The sequence below is a fragment of the Kitasatospora sp. NPDC092039 genome (genome assembly GCF_044756065.1).
Lineage (GTDB): Bacteria > Actinomycetota > Actinomycetes > Streptomycetales > Streptomycetaceae > Kitasatospora.
The window spans coordinates 111,507-130,033 of sequence record NZ_JBIVSD010000021.1 but is presented as its reverse complement, the minus strand read 5'-3'; the positions used below and the strand labels follow the sequence as shown (position 1 = coordinate 130,033).

Annotated in this window: 12 protein-coding genes; 3 read left to right on the top strand and 9 right to left on the bottom strand. The window is 72.6% G+C overall.

Features of this window, described 5'->3' with window-relative positions; translation table 11 throughout:
* Positions 1-1,630: 1,630 nt before the first annotated feature.
* A complete protein-coding gene (locus ACIQI7_RS32635; RefSeq protein WP_401117118.1) occupies positions 1,631-2,338 on the top strand; it encodes a hypothetical protein in 708 nt (235 codons plus the stop codon).
* A gap of 3,587 nt (positions 2,339-5,925) precedes the next feature.
* On the opposite strand, the gene ACIQI7_RS32630 is transcribed toward ACIQI7_RS32635, so the two are convergent.
* From ACIQI7_RS32630 to ACIQI7_RS32620, 3 genes are all read right to left on the bottom strand, one after another.
* On the bottom strand, positions 5,926-6,300 hold the full coding sequence (locus tag ACIQI7_RS32630; RefSeq protein WP_401117116.1) for a hypothetical protein: 375 nt from the start codon (positions 6,298-6,300) through the stop codon (positions 5,926-5,928).
* A complete protein-coding gene (locus ACIQI7_RS32625; protein ID WP_401117114.1) occupies positions 6,297-6,713 on the bottom strand; it encodes a hypothetical protein in 417 nt (138 codons plus the stop codon). The genes ACIQI7_RS32630 and ACIQI7_RS32625 overlap by 4 nt, the downstream gene beginning before the upstream one ends.
* Before the next feature lie 3,990 nt (positions 6,714-10,703).
* Positions 10,704-11,966, bottom strand: a complete 1,263-nt coding sequence (locus ACIQI7_RS32620) for a helix-turn-helix domain-containing protein (protein WP_401117111.1) — start codon at positions 11,964-11,966, stop codon at positions 10,704-10,706.
* 705 nt (positions 11,967-12,671) lie between these two features.
* On the opposite strand from ACIQI7_RS32620, the gene ACIQI7_RS32615 reads away from it, so the two are divergent.
* Positions 12,672-13,364 (top strand): hypothetical protein, encoded by a 693-nt coding sequence (locus tag ACIQI7_RS32615; RefSeq protein ID WP_401117109.1) that lies wholly within the window; start codon positions 12,672-12,674, stop codon positions 13,362-13,364.
* Here ACIQI7_RS32615 and ACIQI7_RS32610 read toward each other — a convergent pair.
* From ACIQI7_RS32610 to ACIQI7_RS32595, 4 genes are read right to left on the bottom strand one after another with little or no spacing between them, the layout of a single operon-like run.
* Positions 13,324-13,794, bottom strand: coding sequence for a hypothetical protein (locus tag ACIQI7_RS32610; protein WP_401117107.1), 471 nt, complete (start codon positions 13,792-13,794; stop codon positions 13,324-13,326). The genes ACIQI7_RS32615 and ACIQI7_RS32610 overlap by 41 nt on opposite strands.
* Positions 13,791-14,327, bottom strand: a complete 537-nt coding sequence (locus tag ACIQI7_RS32605) for a hypothetical protein (protein ID WP_401117105.1) — start codon at positions 14,325-14,327, stop codon at positions 13,791-13,793. Before ACIQI7_RS32605 ends, ACIQI7_RS32610 begins: the two co-directional genes overlap by 4 nt.
* Positions 14,324-14,983: a hypothetical protein gene (locus tag ACIQI7_RS32600; RefSeq protein WP_401117103.1), complete on the bottom strand. Its 660-nt coding sequence runs from the start codon at positions 14,981-14,983 to the stop codon at positions 14,324-14,326. The genes ACIQI7_RS32605 and ACIQI7_RS32600 overlap by 4 nt, the downstream gene beginning before the upstream one ends.
* The gene (locus ACIQI7_RS32595; RefSeq protein WP_401117101.1) at positions 14,980-15,984 is read right to left on the bottom strand and encodes a hypothetical protein; all 1,005 of its coding nucleotides are present in this window, start codon (positions 15,982-15,984) and stop codon (positions 14,980-14,982) included. The genes ACIQI7_RS32600 and ACIQI7_RS32595 overlap by 4 nt, the downstream gene beginning before the upstream one ends.
* A 411-nt stretch (positions 15,985-16,395) precedes the next feature.
* On the opposite strand from ACIQI7_RS32595, the gene ACIQI7_RS32590 reads away from it, so the two are divergent.
* Entirely contained in the window at positions 16,396-16,884 is a 489-nt protein-coding gene (locus tag ACIQI7_RS32590) for a hypothetical protein (RefSeq protein ID WP_401117099.1), read from the top strand.
* A gap of 98 nt (positions 16,885-16,982) precedes the next feature.
* On the opposite strand, the gene ACIQI7_RS32585 is transcribed toward ACIQI7_RS32590, so the two are convergent.
* Complete coding sequence (locus ACIQI7_RS32585; RefSeq protein WP_401117097.1) at positions 16,983-17,258, bottom strand: hypothetical protein; 276 nt, start codon at positions 17,256-17,258, stop codon at positions 16,983-16,985.
* Positions 17,259-17,611: 353 nt separating this feature from the next.
* Entirely contained in the window at positions 17,612-18,520 is a 909-nt protein-coding gene (locus ACIQI7_RS32580) for a hypothetical protein (protein ID WP_401117095.1), read from the bottom strand.
* Between the last annotated feature and the right edge of the window lie 7 nt (positions 18,521-18,527).

Genomic DNA, 18,527 nt, shown 5'->3' with positions numbered 1-18,527 from the left:
CACCCGCCTGCCCGAGATGTTCGAAGCCGAGCCCTCGGAGCCGCTCAACCACCACGGCGACGTCGGCTCGGCGGTGCTGACGCACCGCCAGGTGCGGAGGTGCCGGCTGCGCCGTCACCGTGCGTGGCGTAGCCTCGGCTGCGCCTCGGCGGGCGGTGGGTGGGTGGGTGGGGGAATTCGCCTGCGGCGAATTCGTGGGTTTGTCGGGTGGTTGATGGCGGGCGTGGAGCGTCGCTGCGCTCCGCCAATTCTCGGGGAATGCGCCGGGCCTACGGCCCGTCAATCGGTCGGCTTTCCGGTCTTGTTAGGCCGGTGTTTTCACGGCCCTACGGGCCGGTTTGCTGGCAGGGTTTCCCGGGCTGCGCCCGGGGGCAGGCGTTGACGATGTGACGCGGAATTCGGGTAGCGGCCCATTCTCCCGATCGGGCGGGGTGCCGGCCGGGGCCTGCGGCCCTCGGCGTTGACGATGTGTCGCGGACTTCCGGTAGTAACCACAACCCCACCCCCTGGGCCCCTCCCCGCTCCCGGCCGATGGCCGGTCCCGCCTTGCGGTTGCTGAGCTGTCGGCCCATCCGCCGCCCCGGAGCGGGGGCCTGCGGCCCTCGGGAGACGCCGGTGCGCCTCCGGTCCGGCCCGAGCCTCCCCGGCCCCGGTGGCGACCCCTCACAGGCGGCCCGGACGGCGGTGGCTGACGGGCCCTCAACCGAGAATCCCTGCCGAGCCTTCGAAGCCTTTCCGGCGGTGCTTCCCGGAGCGCCGTACAGCTCTATCCTACCGGTCCGCCAACGGGGCGGGACGCGAACACACAACCTCGCGGAAGCCGCCCGTTCCCGCCCTATCCGGCGACATTCCCAGACGGAATACGAATTCCCTTCCTCCCTCTTTTTGGTGGCAATCCGAAAGCCCTGCACGGCGCAGCGGGCAGAAATGCCATTCAGGCGCGCCGGAAATGGGGCCTACGGCCCTCCACGCCGACACGGCGACCGCCCTTCCAGGCGCCCAGGAAATCCCGCCAACCTTCAACTGAGCAATTCCCGGGGCGGCGACACCGAACCGAACACCGGACTAGGGCGGCCGAGCTGGCAAGCACAGCGGCCAGGATCAGCCACCAGGGCGAGGCGCAGTGGGGCACGGCACCGGGCGGCCAGGGCGGGCAGGACGGGGGCACGGGCACGCCGGCCGGACCGCCGAGACGGCAAGCACAGCGGCCAGGAAGGGGCCTCCAGGGGCACGGCCTGGACGACGGGGTCCACCGGGCGCAACGGGACGGCCTGACGGCCGACCAGGACGACGAGGTTCCCATGAAGGCCTGGCTCCGGCGGGCTGGCTGCTGGGCTCGACAACATGGCATCAACTCCCCTGCTGAACTGCCAGAACGCTGCTTCAGCTACTGCAACGCCGTACATGCTCGCGGGCGGGCGGCGCGGCTTGTCCGGCCGGGCCCGCCGATGCTCACATTGAGGGCATCCGGGCAGATCAGCCCGGCGAACTCCCCGGCTCCCAGGAGGATTTGGTGCCATCTGCTCACCCACCCGTCTATCCGCACAACCCCCTGGGCGGCCGACCGCGCCGCCCCGTGCACAGCCCGGACAGCGCCAGGGGCAGGCTCGCCGGTGCCATCGACCGGGCCATGACCGGGCGCACCGATGCGGCGTGGCTCAAGGAAGCGGAGGAGCGTCGTATCGCCCTGTCCCTGTCGACCATCCGTCGTGCGCGGACCGGCAGCGACAGTCTGCCGAGCGCGGCCACGGTGACCGCGCTGGAGGACCTGACGGGGGCCGTTCCCGGGAGCCTGCAGAGGTTCCGTACGGAGGCGCTGTGGGCGCCGTTCGCGCCGGTGGACACGCCGCGGGTGCGCAAGGGCTGGTTCATCAAGAACCTCACCTTCTCCTTGGAGGAGTTGCGGGGGCGCCACCGGCGCCCCGTGTCCTACCGGAGGCTGGCCGCCTCCGCCGAGATGTCCGAATCCACGCTCCGCAGCCGTTTAAAGGGAACGTGGCCCCCCGGGTGGAGAAAGGAGCCCCAGTTCCTGCAGGAAATGGTCCGGCTGCTGAGCGTGCTGGGCGTCCCCGAGGCCGTCCAGCACCTGTGGACCACCCCGGCCCGCAAGGCGTTCAACCGGCGCCGTCCTCGCCGCGCCCGCGCTGCCCTCGCCGCCCGTCGGAGCGCCGCACAGCTGGTGGCCGCTCGAACGACCCATCCGGTCTCGGCCAACGGCGCAGCCCAGACCATCATGAAGGCCGGCCTGTTCTGGTTGAACCGGCGCACCGTGCACACCATGGCAGGCCGTCCGCTTCCAGAACGGTTTCTTGCGCACGCGGAGGACCAGCCGTGGTAGCACCGCCCCCCGACCCAGAGCACCACGGCATGGCGGCAACCAGCGCACCGTCCCGGCCCGACGACGCCCCCGCCGTACCGGGCGTACCGACAACCGCAGCCCCACCGAACCGGCGGCGACGGAAAGTGCTGTTCGCTGTCGCGGCCGCGATCGGCATCGCCGCCGACCTCACCGACCTCGCCCACCACGCCCACGCCCTCTGGGCTTGGCTGACGGCATGATCCAGCCAGGCGGGCCCCGGCAGGCCGAACGGCGCAGAACGTGGGCACGGCCACCAAGGGACGGCGGGCCCAGCCTGGACGAAACCGAACACCACCACCACCGTCCCCGCAATTCCATCCGAATTCATACCACCATCCGGTGACCAATCCGCCAAAACAACCCAACGGAATTACCAGCAGAATTTATCCCGAATGCAGGCCCACAACACCCCACCGGCCCCCGGACCACCCCCACCACCACACACAGTCACCAAACCCCAGACCCTACCCACCCCGCCGAGCCCCCCCGACAGGTACAACCAAAGGTCCAGACAAGACGCCGTCCGAGGCCAAAACACGCCCACCACAACCAACAGGTCACGCCCTGCGGCCCCTCGCCGGGTAGACCTTCGCGTGCAGCACGCGCTCCTCCCACGGATCGTCCGGCGCAGAGACCAGCGCGGCCACCAGCTCGCGCCGGGTCGGGACCGGCAGCACCAGCGGGCCCAACTCCTTTGCGGCGCGAGCCTGTACGCACTGCGGGCACTCCAACCGGCCCGGCCGGCCATCTCCCGCAACTCCAACTCCGAACCCTCCGCTGGCCGGCGGGACGCAGCCGAACGGCAGCCGGGTGGAGCGCAACGGGCCCGAGCGGGTTGCGGACCGCCCGACAGCAACTTGGGACGGCGACGGACGGTCCGAGACGACGGCCGGGCGGCGAGAGCGGGAAGCGCCGGCCGGGACGCAGCCCACCAGACGCGCGGGCAGCCAGAACGGGCAGAACGGGCAGCTGGTGGCCGGCGACAGCCGGGCCGGAAGGCGGACGGGCACCAGTCGGCGACTACCAGGTGGCGGCCGCCGGAGCCCAGGCGGGACAACGGGACGCGAACGAGCGAGCCGGACGGAGACCCGGCAGCGGCCGACGGCGGCCGGACAGCGGGAGCAGCAACGCTCCGCACCCGCCCTCGCCCCGGCCGACCGCAGAACGCCCAGTGCTCACCGACAAGCGGCCACCATCCCTGCACAGCACTCGACCACCGCAAACTCGTGCTCCAAGCGCCACAGCCCGCGCACAGGCTGGCGCTGAACGTCCAGCCGGGGCCGGGACGACAGCGGGCGACAGGCGGAGACGTACGGGCCGGACGAGGACCGCGAGCGGTAGCGCCTCCGGCCTCCACCAGCCAGCCGAGACGGCAGCCGGACGGGACGGCAGCCGGACGGGTGGGCACCATCGGCCAGCGCGACGGACAGCGGCCGCTGTCGACGGTCCCGTACGACAGCCGGACCGCAGCCGCGGCCGGACGGACCTGGACGGCGGCCGAGCGGCGGAAGCGGAAAGCCGCGGCCCGACCGGGACGGGACGGCGAAGGCACAACGGCAACGGCCGGACTGAGACGACGGGCAGGCGGCGGCCGACGGCGACCGGTGGCCGCGGACGGAACGGAACGGCGGCCCGGCATCGGCCGGACCAGGACGACGACGGGCGCCCGGCGGCCGGCGACTACCGGGTGCGCGCAACGGCCCCAGACGACGGCCCGGCAGCGGCGGGCGGGCTGAGCAGCGGATGGCGGCCGTCCGGAGACGACCAGCGGCGGCACCTTCGGCCTCCACCCACCAGCCGGACCGGGACGACGGCGGACGCCCTGCGAGGCGCAGCGGCCCCGGACCGGAGCGGCCACCGGCCGAGCGCACGCCTACGTCGACGGAACCGTACGACAGCCGGACGGCAGCCGCGGCCGGCGGCCGAGCGGCGGCCGGTGGCCGCGGACGGACCGGGACGGCGGTACCACGGCAGCAGCCGGACGGCGGAGCAGCAACGGACCCAGACAGCGACCGGCCAGTCGGCGGAGCAGCAACGGGTCCGGACCCGCCCTCGTCCCAGCCGGCGACTACCGGGTGGCGGCAGCTGGAGCCCGGGCAGGACAACGGGACGGGAACGAGCGAGCCGGGCGGAGGCCCGGCAGCGGCGGCCAGAACAGCTGCCGGACAGTGGCCGGACGGAAGCCGACGGCCACCGGCCGGAACGACGGCGGCACCGGGGCCGACGGCCTGGTCGACGAGGAGGGCGACGAGCAGACCCCGGGGACCGGGACAGCGGCGAGCACCGGGCGGAGACGTACGGGCCGGACGAGGACCGCGAGCGGCAGCGCCTCCGGCCTCCGCCCGCCGGGACGCAGCCGAACGGCAGCCGGGTGGAGCGCAACGGGCCCGGGCGGGTTGCGGGCCGTCCGACAGCGACCGGGACGGCGACGGCCAGCGACCAGCGCGGGGCGGACCAGAGAACGCTGGACCCGCCGTCATCCCAGCCCGGCCGGCAACTACCAGCTGCGGCGCAGCCCAAGGGCGGAAGCAGTCCAGCATGAGCCGGGCCGGCGAAGCAGCCGGACCGCGGAGGCACCACGGCAACGGCCGGACCGGGACGACGGCGGGCGCCCGGAGGAGCGTACGGGCCGGACGAGGACCAGTGCGGGCAGGATGACGGCTAGGCAGGAACGGCGACGGCGGGAACGTACAGCAGCAGCCGGACCGCGGCCGCTGCGGCCCAGCAGCAGCCGGGACCGTACGACAGCGGGCGCCGGCACCGGGACGGCGACGGGCACCGGCCAGCGACTACCGGGTGGAGCGCAGCGGCGGCAGACGGCTGGCAAAGCGGACCGGCGCCAGCCGGGCAGGACAGCCGCGGCAGCCGGACGGCAGCCGGGTGGAACGCAGCGGGTGGGCGACCACCGGGCCAGGACGACGGACGGCGGCCGCGGCCGGGGGGCGAGCAGACCCGGGGGCCGGCACGGCGGACGGGCAGCGGCCGGGGAAACGGCAGCCAGGACGAGCAGGACGTCGGACGCCGGCCGGACGGCTGGCGGTCCGTCACCACCAAAACACGACGGCGGAGCAGCGGCGGTCCGGCAACGGCAGCCGGACCGTACGACAACAGCTGGACGGTGGCCGCGAGCGGGACGCAGCCGAGCGCGCGTCGCAGGGCGCAGCCGGCGGACCTGGACGGCGGCACCGGGGTCGACGGCCTAGTCGACGAGGAAGGCGACGAGCAGACCCCGGGAACCGGAACAGCGGCCGGGCAGGACGTCGGACGCCGGCCCGGACACCGAACAGTTCGCCAGACGGCACGGGCGCGAGCACCTGCTCGACGCCGGCCCGATCCACGCCGCCTTCGTCACCGACACCCGCACCCGCGGCCCTGGTGCGCTGGCGCCGAGGACGAAGGCGAGTACGGTCGCGTTGGCCGCCATCGAGTGCCGCGTGCCCGAGCGGCCGGCTCACCGGGCCGTGCCAGCGTCGACGTGCACGAGGCTCAGCAGCGCCGGTATCCCCACGGAGTGGTCCGGGGCGTCGGCGTACGCCTCGGCCGGGCGCGGGCCCCCTGGTTGGCGCTCACGGGCGCCCTCTTCCGTCACGGGTGAGCAGGTCGGCGGCCGCGAGGGCGTGGACGGCCGGCGCCCAGCGGGCAAGCAGCTCCATGACGTCCGGCAGGGCGGCGGCGTAGGCGGTGAGCGTCTCGCCGCTGTCGTAGCCGACCAGGTCGACGGCGAAGCGCGGCACCGTGCCATGGCGGTTGTAGACCCGCAGGTCGAGGGGCAGCTCGTCCCCGCTGACCTGGTTCCGCGACCGGGTACTGCTGGCGAACCACTTGGAGAACCCGGCCGCCTTCAGCATGGCGATCCAGTCGCCGTCCGCCCCGGCGTCGGGCACGGGGTCCTCGTCCAGGAAGACCCACCGGCCGTCCTGGAACATCAGCCAGTCGCTCACCGGCCAGCCCCCTCGGCATCGGCGGCCGCGACGGCGCCCATGCTGCGGAGCCAGCCGGCCGCGTCGTGCAGGGGCTCTGCGAGCGCCCCGGCCGGGGTACCCCACTCATCGCCGTTCGCCGGCTCGGTGATGGTGACGGCGTTGCGCAGCGCGGCGAGGACCTGGTCGACGGGGCCGGCCGGGTCGCGCCCGTCCTCCACGCGCACGCGTCCGGCCGTGAGCTCGCGCTGGAGGTGTCCGGCGAGCTGCTCCAGCGCTTGTGGGAGACCGTCGATCGCGTCGACCAGGCCGCGGACCGTGGCGGAGATCTCCGGGGCGGACAGCCTCGTGCTGTCGCGCGAGGCGTGGTTGAGCTCGGTGACCGCACCGGCGATGGCGCGGGCGGCCTTCACCGGGTCGTTCTCGAATGCCATGGTCGTGCACTCCTTCACAGTCGGCGGGGGCGGCCTGGCAGCCGCAGTCGTGCCCGCCTCGCCGGAGGCGGGACGGACACGACCCAGGCCGTCAGTCTCGGGCCGAGACGAGCGAAGCGCGGGCGAAAACAATGAATCCGCTGCCACCAACGCCCGCGGCGCGGTAGAGGCGCGTCGACAACGGCCGGATCCACACCGCCTTCGTCACCCACGCCCGCACCCGCGGCGAGACCCGCCGCCCGCTCGACTCCGCCCCGCCCCGGAACTGCCCGCCGGCGACCACCGGGTGGAGCACAGCGACCCCGGACAGCGGCCGGACGGCCAGGCGCGCGCGGGAACAGCACGCGGCCGGGACAGCGGAGGCACAACGGCAGTGCGCGGCCGTGACGGAGACGGCAGCCAGAACGGCGGCCGGACGGCCAGGCTGGCGGCGGCCGGACGGCAGTCGGGCCGGAGGGTGGACGGGCACCGGCCGGCGACTACCGGGTGGCGGCCGCTGGAGCCCGGGCGGGACAGCGGGACGAGAAACGAGCGAGCCGGACGAAGGCCCGGCAGCGGCGGCCAGAACAGCGGCCGGACGGTGGCCGCGAGCGGGGCGCAGCCGAGCGCGCGTCACAGGGCGCAGCCGTACGGACGGACCTGGACGGCGACGGCGGGCGGCGGGGTCGACGGCCTGGTCGACGAGGAAGGCGACGAGCAGACCCCGGGGACCGGGACACCGGCGAGCGAGGAGGGCAGCGGGCCTTCGTCGAACCCCACCACCCCGGCGCCGACGCCGAGGAGACTGCGGCACAGCCGGGAGGACAGCCGGACGGGACGGCGAGCAGCGGCGCCTTCGGCCTCCGCTCGCCGGCCGAGACGGCAGCCGGGTGGAGCGCAGCGGGTGAGCACCACTGGGCCAGGGCGACGGACGGCGGCGACGCCGGCACCGGAACCGACGGCGGACGGGCACCGGCCGGCACTACCGGATGGAACGCAGCGGCCCGGACGGCGGACGGGCGGCTGGCGGACCGTCACACCGAGACCGGGACGGTGAACATGCTGCAGACTCTCTGGTCGGTCGCGCCGGGATCAGGGCCAGGCGGCCGTCGTGGACCAGCACTGCACACCCGCACCCGGCACAGAACGCCCGCTGTACTGGAGGTCCCGCAGCGCCCGGCAGTCCCACGCGGCCAGGTTCCGGCCTGCAGGCGCTCCTGTGAAGTGCGGGCCTCGGAGCGTACCGGTCAGCGGGCCAAGGTAACGGTCAGCGGCTCGTCCGGACAGCCGACCGCCAGCCGCGGCCGGACGGGAGCGGCCAGCGGCCCAACGGCAGGAGCGGCAGACGGGGCGGAGTCCGAACGACGGCAGATGGAGCCCGGGCCGGGTGGGAACGGGCGGTCGACGGCCCGGGCGGCGGTAGCAGGAGGCAGGAGAAGTCACTCCCCCACCGCCCCGGACGGACGCCCGCCCCAGCGACACGGGCGGCCCGGCCGGACGGCACGGCGAAAATTGCGGTGGGGCGGGCGCCCGGGCCGGGGCAGGAGCGGGAGCTCCAGGAGCTGGAGCGGACCGGACGGGCCCGGGGTGCGGCCGGCGGCCGGTGGGGGCGGCCGCCGGGGCGGGCGACAGGGACGGCGCCGCCGGACCGCGGAGTGTGCCCGAGGCGGGCACCCGGCGGATAGCCGACCGGCCCGGGGCAACGGACAGAGGGACGGACCGGACCGGTGAGACAGACGTTGTCCCAGGGCGGTGCCGGAGTCGAGTCCGAGTTGTCCCCGCCCCCGGAACCGGCAGCAGGGGCCCCGGCGGCCCGGCACCGGGGTTGGTGTGTGGACGCCGAAGACGGTGAGGACAGTGGCGCGACGCGGCCGACGCCCGACGGCGGCGGCGGGCACCCAGGGGCGGCGGCTCGGAGCGGGCCCGGCGAACCGGTGCGGCGGCAGCAGGGTCGGCTGGGCCCCGGGCGTTGTCCCGGGGCGGCCGGCTCGACGGACGGGTTGTCCCGCACCCCGCGCATCTCCGGTCAGCATGTTGTCCGCGCCGTGCAGCGGGCGGTGGGTGGCGGGCTGGCGGGGGCGGCCAGCGGGACCGCGGACGCGGCGCGGAACCCGGGCGGCGCCCGGGCAGACGGGGGCGCAGCCTGACCGCGGGCCGCGGCGAGCACCGAGTCAACGGCGGCATAGTGGACCGGCGAGCTGGCGCGGCCGCGACCATGGCGGCGCGGCCGGGCCCGGTCGGCCGTCGTACGGCCCTGGCGGTGGCCAGCAACCCGCCAGGCGGCCGGACCAGCGGCGGAGCCCCGGGTGGACGGGCGCCGGATCGACGGGGGACGGGCGGCCGCCGAACGGCTGGGCGGCGACGCGACCCGGCCGGGAGCCGCAGTGGGCCGCAGCAGAACGGACACCGGCATGGCGGCCGGACCGGGCTGGCGGCGGGCGCGGGCGCGACCGGGACGAAGAAGCGAGCGAGCCGGACGAAGGCCCGGCAGCGGAGGCCGACGGCGGCCGGACGGCGGCCGCGAGCGGGACGCAGCCGAGCGCGCGTCGCACGGCGCAGCCGTACGGGCGGACCTGGACGGCGGCACCGAGATCGACGGCCTGGTCGACGAGGAAGGCAACGAACAGACCCCAGGGACCGGGACAGCGGACGGGAGGAGGTGAGCGGCGGCGCCATCAGCCTCCGCCCGCCAGCCGGACCGGGACGACGACGGGCACCCGCCGGGGGCGCAACGGCCCCGGACCGGAGCGGCCGTCGGCCGAGCGCACGCCTACGTCGACGGGACCGTACGACAGCGGCCTGACCAGGACAACGGACGGGAGGGGTGAGCGGCGGCACCTTCGGCCTTCACCCGCCGGCCGAGACGGCAGCCGGGTGAAGCGCAGCGGGTGAGCACCACTGGGCCAGGGCGACGGACGGCGGCGACGCCGGCACCGGAACCGACGGCGGACGGGCACCGGCCGGCACTACCGGATTGAGCACAGCGGCCCCAGCCGGCGGACGGGCGGCTGGCGGACCGTCACACCGGGACCGGGACGGTGAACAGCGGCGGCTGGCCGGCCCACGCCGACGTCGACGGGACCGTACAGCAGCAACCGGACGACGACTACCGGGTGGAACGCAGCAGCCACGGCCGGACGGAAACGGCGACCAGCGGCCGGAACAACGGCTGGACGGCGCGGGGTGGGAGGAGAGCGGGGCGAGGGCTGCGAGCAGCGGAGCGGACACACGACAACGCCGACCGGCCGTACGGCAGCGCACTGGCTGGGACGGCGGCAGCGGAGCCGGGGCGCAGCGGCCGGGCGGCTGGCGGACCGACACCACCAGGACGCGACGGCGGGCAGTGGCGGTCCGGCAACGGCCGCCGGACCGTACGACAACGGACGGGCGAGGTAGGCGGCGGCGAGCTGCCGGGCGGGCGGACCTGGACGGCGGCACCGAGGCCGACGGCAGCCGGACGGCGACCGAACGGCGGACCGTCCAGCGGCCGGGACGGCGGACGGGCACCAGCCGGCGACTACCGGGTGGCGGCCAGTGCGCCGTGAGCGGATCAGGGACGCGGCCGGGACGGCCGGAGGCACGACGGGTGCAGATCGCCCCTGTGGGCCCGTCAGGTCCGCCCCCGGCATGCCGGGGGCGGAGTGCTGCCCGGCGCCAGCCGGACCCGGGACCGCCGACAGGCCCGGTGATCGTCCGGCTTTCGCCGGGCACTCACCACCACCACTGCCCGCAAGACGCAAACCCCTGCGGCCAGACCATTGCCCACCCCCCCCACTGGAAACCGCCCTTGCGGGCGGCCCGTTGCTCTGAGGTGAGCGCACGCCGTCCTCGAGCAGCGCACCGACGGCCTACAGGTACGGGCTGATCACCGGCGCGGTGGCCACGCCGTCATCCAGGCCGTCGCCGCCGTCGGCCGGGCTCCAGAAGGGGCTCCATGCCCCTGCGGTGACGCACGTTCTCGCCGATGGCGTGCCAAGGCCCCGGACAGAACCGCATGGATTGGAGAGGGTTTCACTTCTCGTCGGTCAGGGCCTTGGCGAACGTCTCCTCGGAGCCGAGCGAGCGGAGCAGGGGGCCAAGGAGCCTTCGGGTCACCGTGCCCGGGGCATCGCGCAGTTCGGCCAGGGTCGCGCCGGTGCTCTCCTCATACGTGTCGGCGCTGTACCTGTGGTCGCTGGAGAACATCGACTGCCCGGTGTACCTGCGGCGGCCACGGAGCCGGTTAGCTCCGACTGCCACGGCCCAGTTCCCGTGGTATCCCGTGTCGTCGGAGACCACGCGCATCAGCTCCATCATGTGCCGGGTGAGGATGACGGCGCCAGCGTCGAAGAGCACCTGCTCGTCGTCCGTCGGATGCTGCCCGGGCGCGTCGGAGAGACGGGTCATGAACAGGCGCAGTCCGCCGTCCTCGAAGAGCTGGACTTCGATCACGTCCTCTTCGCCCCAGCTGCCGTCCCGGACGTGCGTGCGGTCGGACTTGAGGTTCGAGGAACTGAGCGCAACTCCCCTGGCTCGTCGGTGTCCTCGGTGGGCTTCGCCCAGGTTGGGGCTGAAGCCCTCGTTGGAGAGTGCCGCCTGCAGGATCGGGCTGGCCTGGACACGGCGGATCAGGGTGTGCAGGCGCATGTTCCAGTCCTGGGCGCCGGTGATGGGCAGGCACATGTCCCGTCGTCCGGCGGTGGGCTGGGCGACCAGGAAGAAGTGCGACTGGGCTCCGACGTCGCGCAGCGGGTCCTCGTCCATCTCCTTGCGCAGCAGCGTGATGGTGTCGGCCTCGGTGTTGCGTCGTCGTGCGTGGAGGGCGACGACTTCGGCGTCGCCCATCTGGTATTTGGTCTTGTCGCCTCGGCCGAAGTAGCGGTTGTCGACCATGTGCGGTGCGACGGGGCTGGCCGGGATGTGCACGACGAGGTAGCCGGTCCCGTCGTCGGCCGCCGTGCTGATCTCCTCGGTGAGGACGGTCAGGGGCGGGTCGGGAATGGTCCGGGCCACCTGCTCGATCTTCTCCGGCAGCCCGTTCAGGGGCTGGGGGGCGAGTTCGAAGGTGCGGGTCTCCTTGTTTTCCTGCACGCCGATGATCAGGGTGCCGCCGTCGACGGCGAACGAGGACAGATCTCGTGCGAGTTCCTTGTTGTCGCCCTTGTTGTTGGGTGCCTTCTTGAGGTCCAGATGGTGGCTTTCCTCGAACAGGCCGCCGTCGATGGCGGCCTGGAGGTCCGCCTCGGTCTTGGGTATCCACCGGGGGTTGTCGGAGGAGAGGTAGATCGATGTCACTGAGGTCCCGCTTCCCGTGATCCAGGGCCCGTCACTGGCCGTAGCCCGAGGGGCTGAGGGCCAGGGTACGGAGCAGGTACGACAACGAGCCTTCCATTTACCCGAACACCGCCTACCCGTTCAGGCCGACGACGACTTATCGGCTTCGACGGCCACACCCGCGCGGCGTCAGCACGGGGCTCTGCCACGTAAAGCGCCGCCTCACCGGCACGGTGACCACATTGTCGTCCGGGCCGTCGGCGCCGACGGCCGGGACGACAATGTGGTCGATGTACGACATCCACGCGCACGGCCCCCGCCGTGACCGGGCAGCACCCGATCGAGCCCGGCATGTCCAGCACGGTCGCAGCGCGGCGTTCGCGGTACGGGCGGCATCCCGTTGTGCTTCCGGGCCTCCCATTCCAGCCGCTCGGTGTGTTCCTGGTGGGGCGAGCAGCGCCCGCCCGGGCGGCCCCACTGCCCGTGGATCCCGCACTCCCAGGTGCTCTCCTCCGGGACCTAGCCGCAGTCGGCGCCCAGCATCAGGACCGGGCACCACCACGACTATGGGGAGCACGCAAGAGGTAGTACGCCGACACGAGGGGCGTGGTTGTCCGGCTGCACTTCGGCTCGTCATGTGGGATGCCCTGCGCCTCGTGTCCCTCTACCGCAGTGCGCAGTTGGCCGGGAAAGACAGCCAGCAGGGCGTGAAGAGGAGCAGCGCACATGGGTAAGGGCAAGCGTCTACGGGCGCAGCCGAGGGTTCCGGCTCAGCGCCGGATCGTGGTCGTTGATGCCCTGGAGGTGGGACAGTTCGGCGGCGTGATGACGCTGCGGTGTGGGCGGGCGGATGGTGAGCCGCTTCTCCTGCTGGTCCCTGGGGAGGCGGCTCGGGACGTGGTGCAGAAGCTGGAAGTGGCTGCGCTCGACGCGGAGGAGGAGTACTGGGGAGCCATTTCGTACGTCCTACGGGATGTCGAGCCGACACCTGCTGCCACGTCTGCTGCTATGGAGAAGTGGTTGCTGGAGCAGGACTGGAACCGGGTGGTGAGGGCTGTTGGGGAGCATCCTTGCTTCGTCGTAACGTATGTAGGACATCTCGGTTTGGCTGTCTCTCCCCCGTTCGCCGCCCGGCCTTCGCTTGCCGTCATCGATCCCGGTCAGGCCAAGCGCCTCGCCGGTTCCCTGCGTTCTGCGGCTGTCCAGGCCATGGACGAGGCGCGGCGTTCTCCTGCGTCCGCTTATGACCGGCTCTGTGGGGCGGCGCAGTTCCTCCTGCGTCAACCCTGGCCGCGGCCGGAGCCTGTGGTAACGCCGGAGGAGGCCGATGCCTGGGCGGCTGGCCAGTACCAGGGCTTTCTCAGGCGTTCTCCGTTTATCAGGCCTGCTGAAAACGATCTGATCGTCGATCCGGAGTGAGGTCCGCGCTGCGAGAGACGGGGACGGCCCGCTGATCCAGCCGGCTGTCGATCGCCGACAAGCCGTCCACGAGGGTGTGCACCTCTCTGAGTTTCGCCACGAGGGGACGCAGGATTTCCGCGGCGTCGTGGCACCGTTGGCGGACTCGTTCTGCCAGTTCGTCCGTGTCCCGTCCGCGCGGGTCGGCGAGCGCCTGGCCTCGTTGGACGCTGAGCAGGTGGGCGTGCAGGTGGCGCAGGGCGTTGGGGAGGTACTCGGTGACCTGGATGAGGCCGTCGAACGCGACGGCTAGGTGGGCTGGGTCCACGGTGGGGCCGGTCATGGCCTGTTCGTTGAACTGGCGGAGGATCTGGGCGGCGGTGTTGGGGAGAGCCGCGATCTCGGGGCCGGCGTACATGGGCGTGCCTTCCAGGTCTTCGGGGCCGCTCACGGGCTCCAGCCTGTGAGCGGGGTGCCGTGGGCCAGCCAGTTGTGCATGGCCGTGGCGGTGATGAGTCCGCCCACTCCTTCGCCCCGGGCGAGTGCTAGCCCGGGTGCAGTGAGCAGCATGTGCAGGCCGATCTCGCGTACGGTGCCGAGATCGAGGTAGATGGTGCGTCGGCAGGCTCTGATCGTGGTGCGGGGAAAGCGCCACCTGAAGGGTGTCGGACTCTGGGGAAAGAGCTGCAAGCGGCCTTCGGCGTAGGGCCTTCGGGCGTCGAAGATCCATCGCATGCTGCCGTAGTGACGTTCGCGTGCCGTGATCTCGTCTTCGGAGAGGCTGCCGTGCTGGACCTCCACGACAGTGCCATCGTGGGCGATGATGTCGGCTTCCCGGTTGCCGAGGCGGTGTTCCTGCCGGGCCTGTGGCACCCTGTTCTTCCACCACTGGTGCCACTCGGACTCTCCTTGGGAGAGCGGCAGGGTGGAGAACAGGGTGCCGCAGGCCGGACAACGGACCGTGTCGACTATGCCTGCGGTCACGCGGCCAGCCTCTCGCGCATCCACTGGACCGTGCCCTTGTCGATGGCGAAGTCCGGCACGGTCACGCGGGCGATCTCCACGAGGTCTTCGATGGACTCGGCAGTGGGGTGGGCAAGGCTCAGCTCGCGCAGCAGCGGCAGGTGGCGTTCGGCCTCGTCCGAGCGGCGCAGTTCGTCGCGCTGCTCCTGGACCAGGACGGTGATCCGCTGCTGTTCGGTGTGGAGTTCGTCGAGCTTGGTGCGCTGTTGTGCGCGGATGTCGGTGATAGCGGCGATCAGCGCGTCGATCCTCTCCAGGATGGGGAGGGCCAGCTGGACGGGGCGGGGCGGCAGCGGAGTGCCCGGTTGCTGCGGGATATCGATGGTCTTCGGTTCGGGCGTGGGGAACGTGGCACCGCCGGCCTTGACCAGAGAGGCCATATAGCGGTTCACGATGTAGGAGGCGATGCCGGGCAGCGCGCAGCGGAAGAGTTCTGCGATGTAGTCGGGCAGTCCGACGGTCTCGGCTTCCAGTTCGGTGCTGAGGGCCTGCTTCCACTCCCTCTCGTCACAGCTCGGGTACAGGGCGGCGATGCGCTCCATGATGGCGACGAGTTGGCGGGAGGTCTGGAGGGAGTACTTGTCGAGGACGGGCTTGGGCGCGGTGCGGGTGCTCACTGGCTGGTACCTCCAATGATTCGAAGGGCTGGGCGGTGCTGCTCGGTGTTGAGCCGTTTCGACCAGCGGGCGATGTCTTCTGCCAGGTACTGGATGCGTTCGAGGGTCTCCGTGCTGGCTTGCGCGGCGACGATGTCCGGCGGGAACTGGTCGAGCCCCTTGCGGATGGTGGTCAGTAGCTTGGAGAGGCTGCTTTCCCAGCGCGCGTGTTCCGTGGCCGCGCTGGGGTCCGTTGCGCCGAGCGCGGCGGAGATCTCCTGGAGGGTTACCTGTTCCGTCACTTCGTCCCGGGTGCGCTGCGGGGGCAGGCCTGGGATGTCCTTGCGGATGTCCGGGTCCGCTTTGAGGACGGCGCGCACGACAGCGGGTTTGTCGGCGACGTAGGCGGCCGTCACGGCACGGGCTGCCTCGGGGTCGCGGCAGATCGCATCGACGATGGCGGACCTGCCCTCGGGACGTTCCATGAGGGCTTCCCTGGCCGCTTCGGCTGTTCGGTTGTCCGCCAGAATCGCCACCCTCAACGCTGCGACGCTCCTGGCTGCCCGGGCGGCCTGGGTGGGGCTGATGCCGGCGGCTTCTGCTTCAGCGGAGATACCGGCCATCCGGTCCTCGCCGAGTCCAGACGAGGAATAGAACTTGGGCCACAAGGCGGCGTCGGGCAGATCGATCTCCGCGCCGGGCTGGAGGGTCTCCGCGGCCGGCACCACCTGTTCGGCGGATGCTTTCTCCCATGCCCGCAGGTATCGCGAGACACGGTCCGTGCTCCAACCGACCTTCTGGGCGAAGTCCTTCAACGGGACCTTCCCCAGGGACCGGTCCTTGGGCCGGGCAGTGCTTCGCGCAATCTTGAAGGCGAAGTGCCACCCGCCCGAACGCTCTGCGGATTTGATTTCGAAGGCATCCCTGTCGACAGGGTCGGCGAGATCGAGGCCGACCGAAAAAGCACGCCGCTCGATGCTGCCACCAGGCTCTTCAGAGCCGGGCTCGATGCAGATGTCCATGCCCGGCACGGTAGGAAGCGCCTCTGACAGAAATCCCGACCCAGGGAGTCCCAAAGTTCCAATTCACACCCAAGGATCAATAAATAGTCGTTGGTTGACGAATATTTAATCGGGATACGGACTCTCAATCGGATTCACTGGCAAATCGGATCCGGCGAGGCTGCGGACGAGACTCCCGCACCTCACGGCGGCACCCAGGAGAGGCACCTGGAGGCGGGGCCGCGGCACTCGAACACGGTCAGCCGGCTCGCAACCCGGCGCGACGCTACGCCCGCGCGACCAGGAGGACTGGGTATCCGACCGACCGGGACCGGCGCGGGAGCCTGGAGGGATTACCGCCCCAGCATGCGAATTTCAAACCAGACGTGACAATGAGTAGGCTTCCCGGCACTTACAGCAAGGGAGTTGGCGATGGGGAAGAAATCGCGGGTACCGAGGTTCGTGGACCTGGACGTACCGGCCGACACCAAACGCGACCTGGTGCTCGCCCACATCCTCGAAGGGCCGGGCGACACCTGGCATCACGTCTCCGAGCTGATGAAAGTGCAGTACGGGCCGTTCACCGTGGCCGAGAAGGACCTGCTCGACCTGCCGGAACAACAACGAGCCGACGCCGTCCGCCACTTGCTCACCTATGCCCAGATGGAACTGCGCTCCCCAGCCCCCGTAGAGGCCCGAGAAGCCGCAGCACGATGCGCGGCAAACTCGCAGCAGACCCTGAACCGGCTCATGCTGCGCAGCGCCGCCCCCGACGAGCCGTGCATGCGGTGCATCGTGGCAAACGCAGCCGAGGGCATCGTCTGCATCTGCGGACACGACTGGGTCTGCCACCCCACCGGAGCCCAGCACCAGGAACCGTGCTCGCACTGCGATTGCGCCCAGATGACCACGCCGGCTTGACCGCTTGGCACCGTGAGGTTCTACGTGGCTTCGGTACGGCGCCCGGCAGGCCCCCGCGGTGGGAGCCGACTGCCGGGCGCCGGGCGGTCAGGCGGTCGTCACCGGGTGGGCTGGACGGGGAGCTGCTCGTCCAGGACCTCCAGCACCTCCACATGCTCGGCCGGGATGATGTGCGCGGCATCGATGTCGGTGCAGGTCCACCAGCTGTCCCGCTCGACCTCTCGGCGGGCGCGGCCCCACTGGATCATCACCAGCTCCTCGCCGGGCTCGAACCGGCGGGTGACGTCCGGGTCGACGGCGCCGGCCGTGTAGGGGGCGGTGATCCGCACCCGGGCCTCGGTCCACCACTCCTGCTCGGCGAGCTGTGCTGCCATGGCTACTCCTTCGGGTATTCGGGTCGGTGGTTCAACGGCGGCCGCCGCTGCGGGGTACCGGCCGGTGGTCGGTGGACTGCGGGTGGCGGGCAGGGCTGGCTCTTCGTCGGGAGCGTGCGGTCGGGGGGGGCGCCGGGGCGGGCGCGGGCCGGCCGTTCCCTGGCGCCTTGGATGCTTGGTTGCTGGAAACCTTGGATGCTTGCGGGCCTGTGGCCGGAGGCCGGGGCAGGCCTGAGACCCTGGTGGTGGCGCGCCGCCGCTCTCCATTGCCCGCGGCGACGCGCCGTTCACATCGCAGGCCCCCGCGCCTGTCTCCGGGTGCGGGGGCCTCTCGCGTCCCCGGGGCCGGGTGCTTACTGGCCGGTGGACGGGGCCTCGACGGCCATCCGCCGCAGCAGGAGGAGCAGGCGGTCGGCGGTGCCGGGCGGGGTGGGGTGGCGGTGTTCGCCGGTGGTGGGGTCGAGGTCGGCGCGCCAGCTCCTGACGGCGTGGCGGGCGGTGTTCGTCCGGTCGGCGGGGAGCAGGTCGGTGGGTAGCTTGAGGCGGTGCAGGGCGTCGTGGAGGGGGCCGAGGTCGGCCGGGGTCCAGTGCACGACGGTGCGGTGGGCGAGCAGGGCGGCGAGTTCGGCGAGGGCTTCGGCGGGGTCGAGGGCGTGGGCGGGGGCGCCGGGGGTGCGGGGGCCGGTCAGGCGCACGGTGTGGTCGTAGAGGGTGGCGCCGGTGCGGTCGACGGCGGTGATGCGGGCGGCGGCCGGCGGCCGGGGGGTACCGGCCGCGGTGGGCTCGCCCGGGGTGTAGTCGATGTGGAGGACGACCAGGTCCTCGTCGGCGAGCAGGCGCGCGGCGGTGGCGGCGGCGGCCGCCGCGGTGGTGGCGGCCTGGGCCTGGCCGGCGCGCAGCCGGCGGATGTGGGCGCAGGTGCCGCACAGGGCGCGGCCGCCGTCGTCGGTGGGGGTGCAGGGGGTTTCGGGGTGGGCGCCGCACTCCGCGCAGGTACGGGCGTTAGCGTTGGTGGTGCGGCGGGCGGCGGCCGCGGCGAGCTGCGCGGCGGTGGCCGCGGTGGGCACGGACTCGCGCAGGTCGTACAGGTCCCAGGGGCCCTTGCGGCCGGCGGGGTTGCGGGCGGTGACGACGGCGCGCACGGGGCCGGCGGGCTGGCGGGGCAGGTCCAGGGCGGCGAGCTGGGTGGTGGTGCGCAGGTGAGCGGGGACCTGGCCCCACCAGTCGTAGACGGCCGGCGACGTGCTGGCGGACGGTTCCACGTGCTGC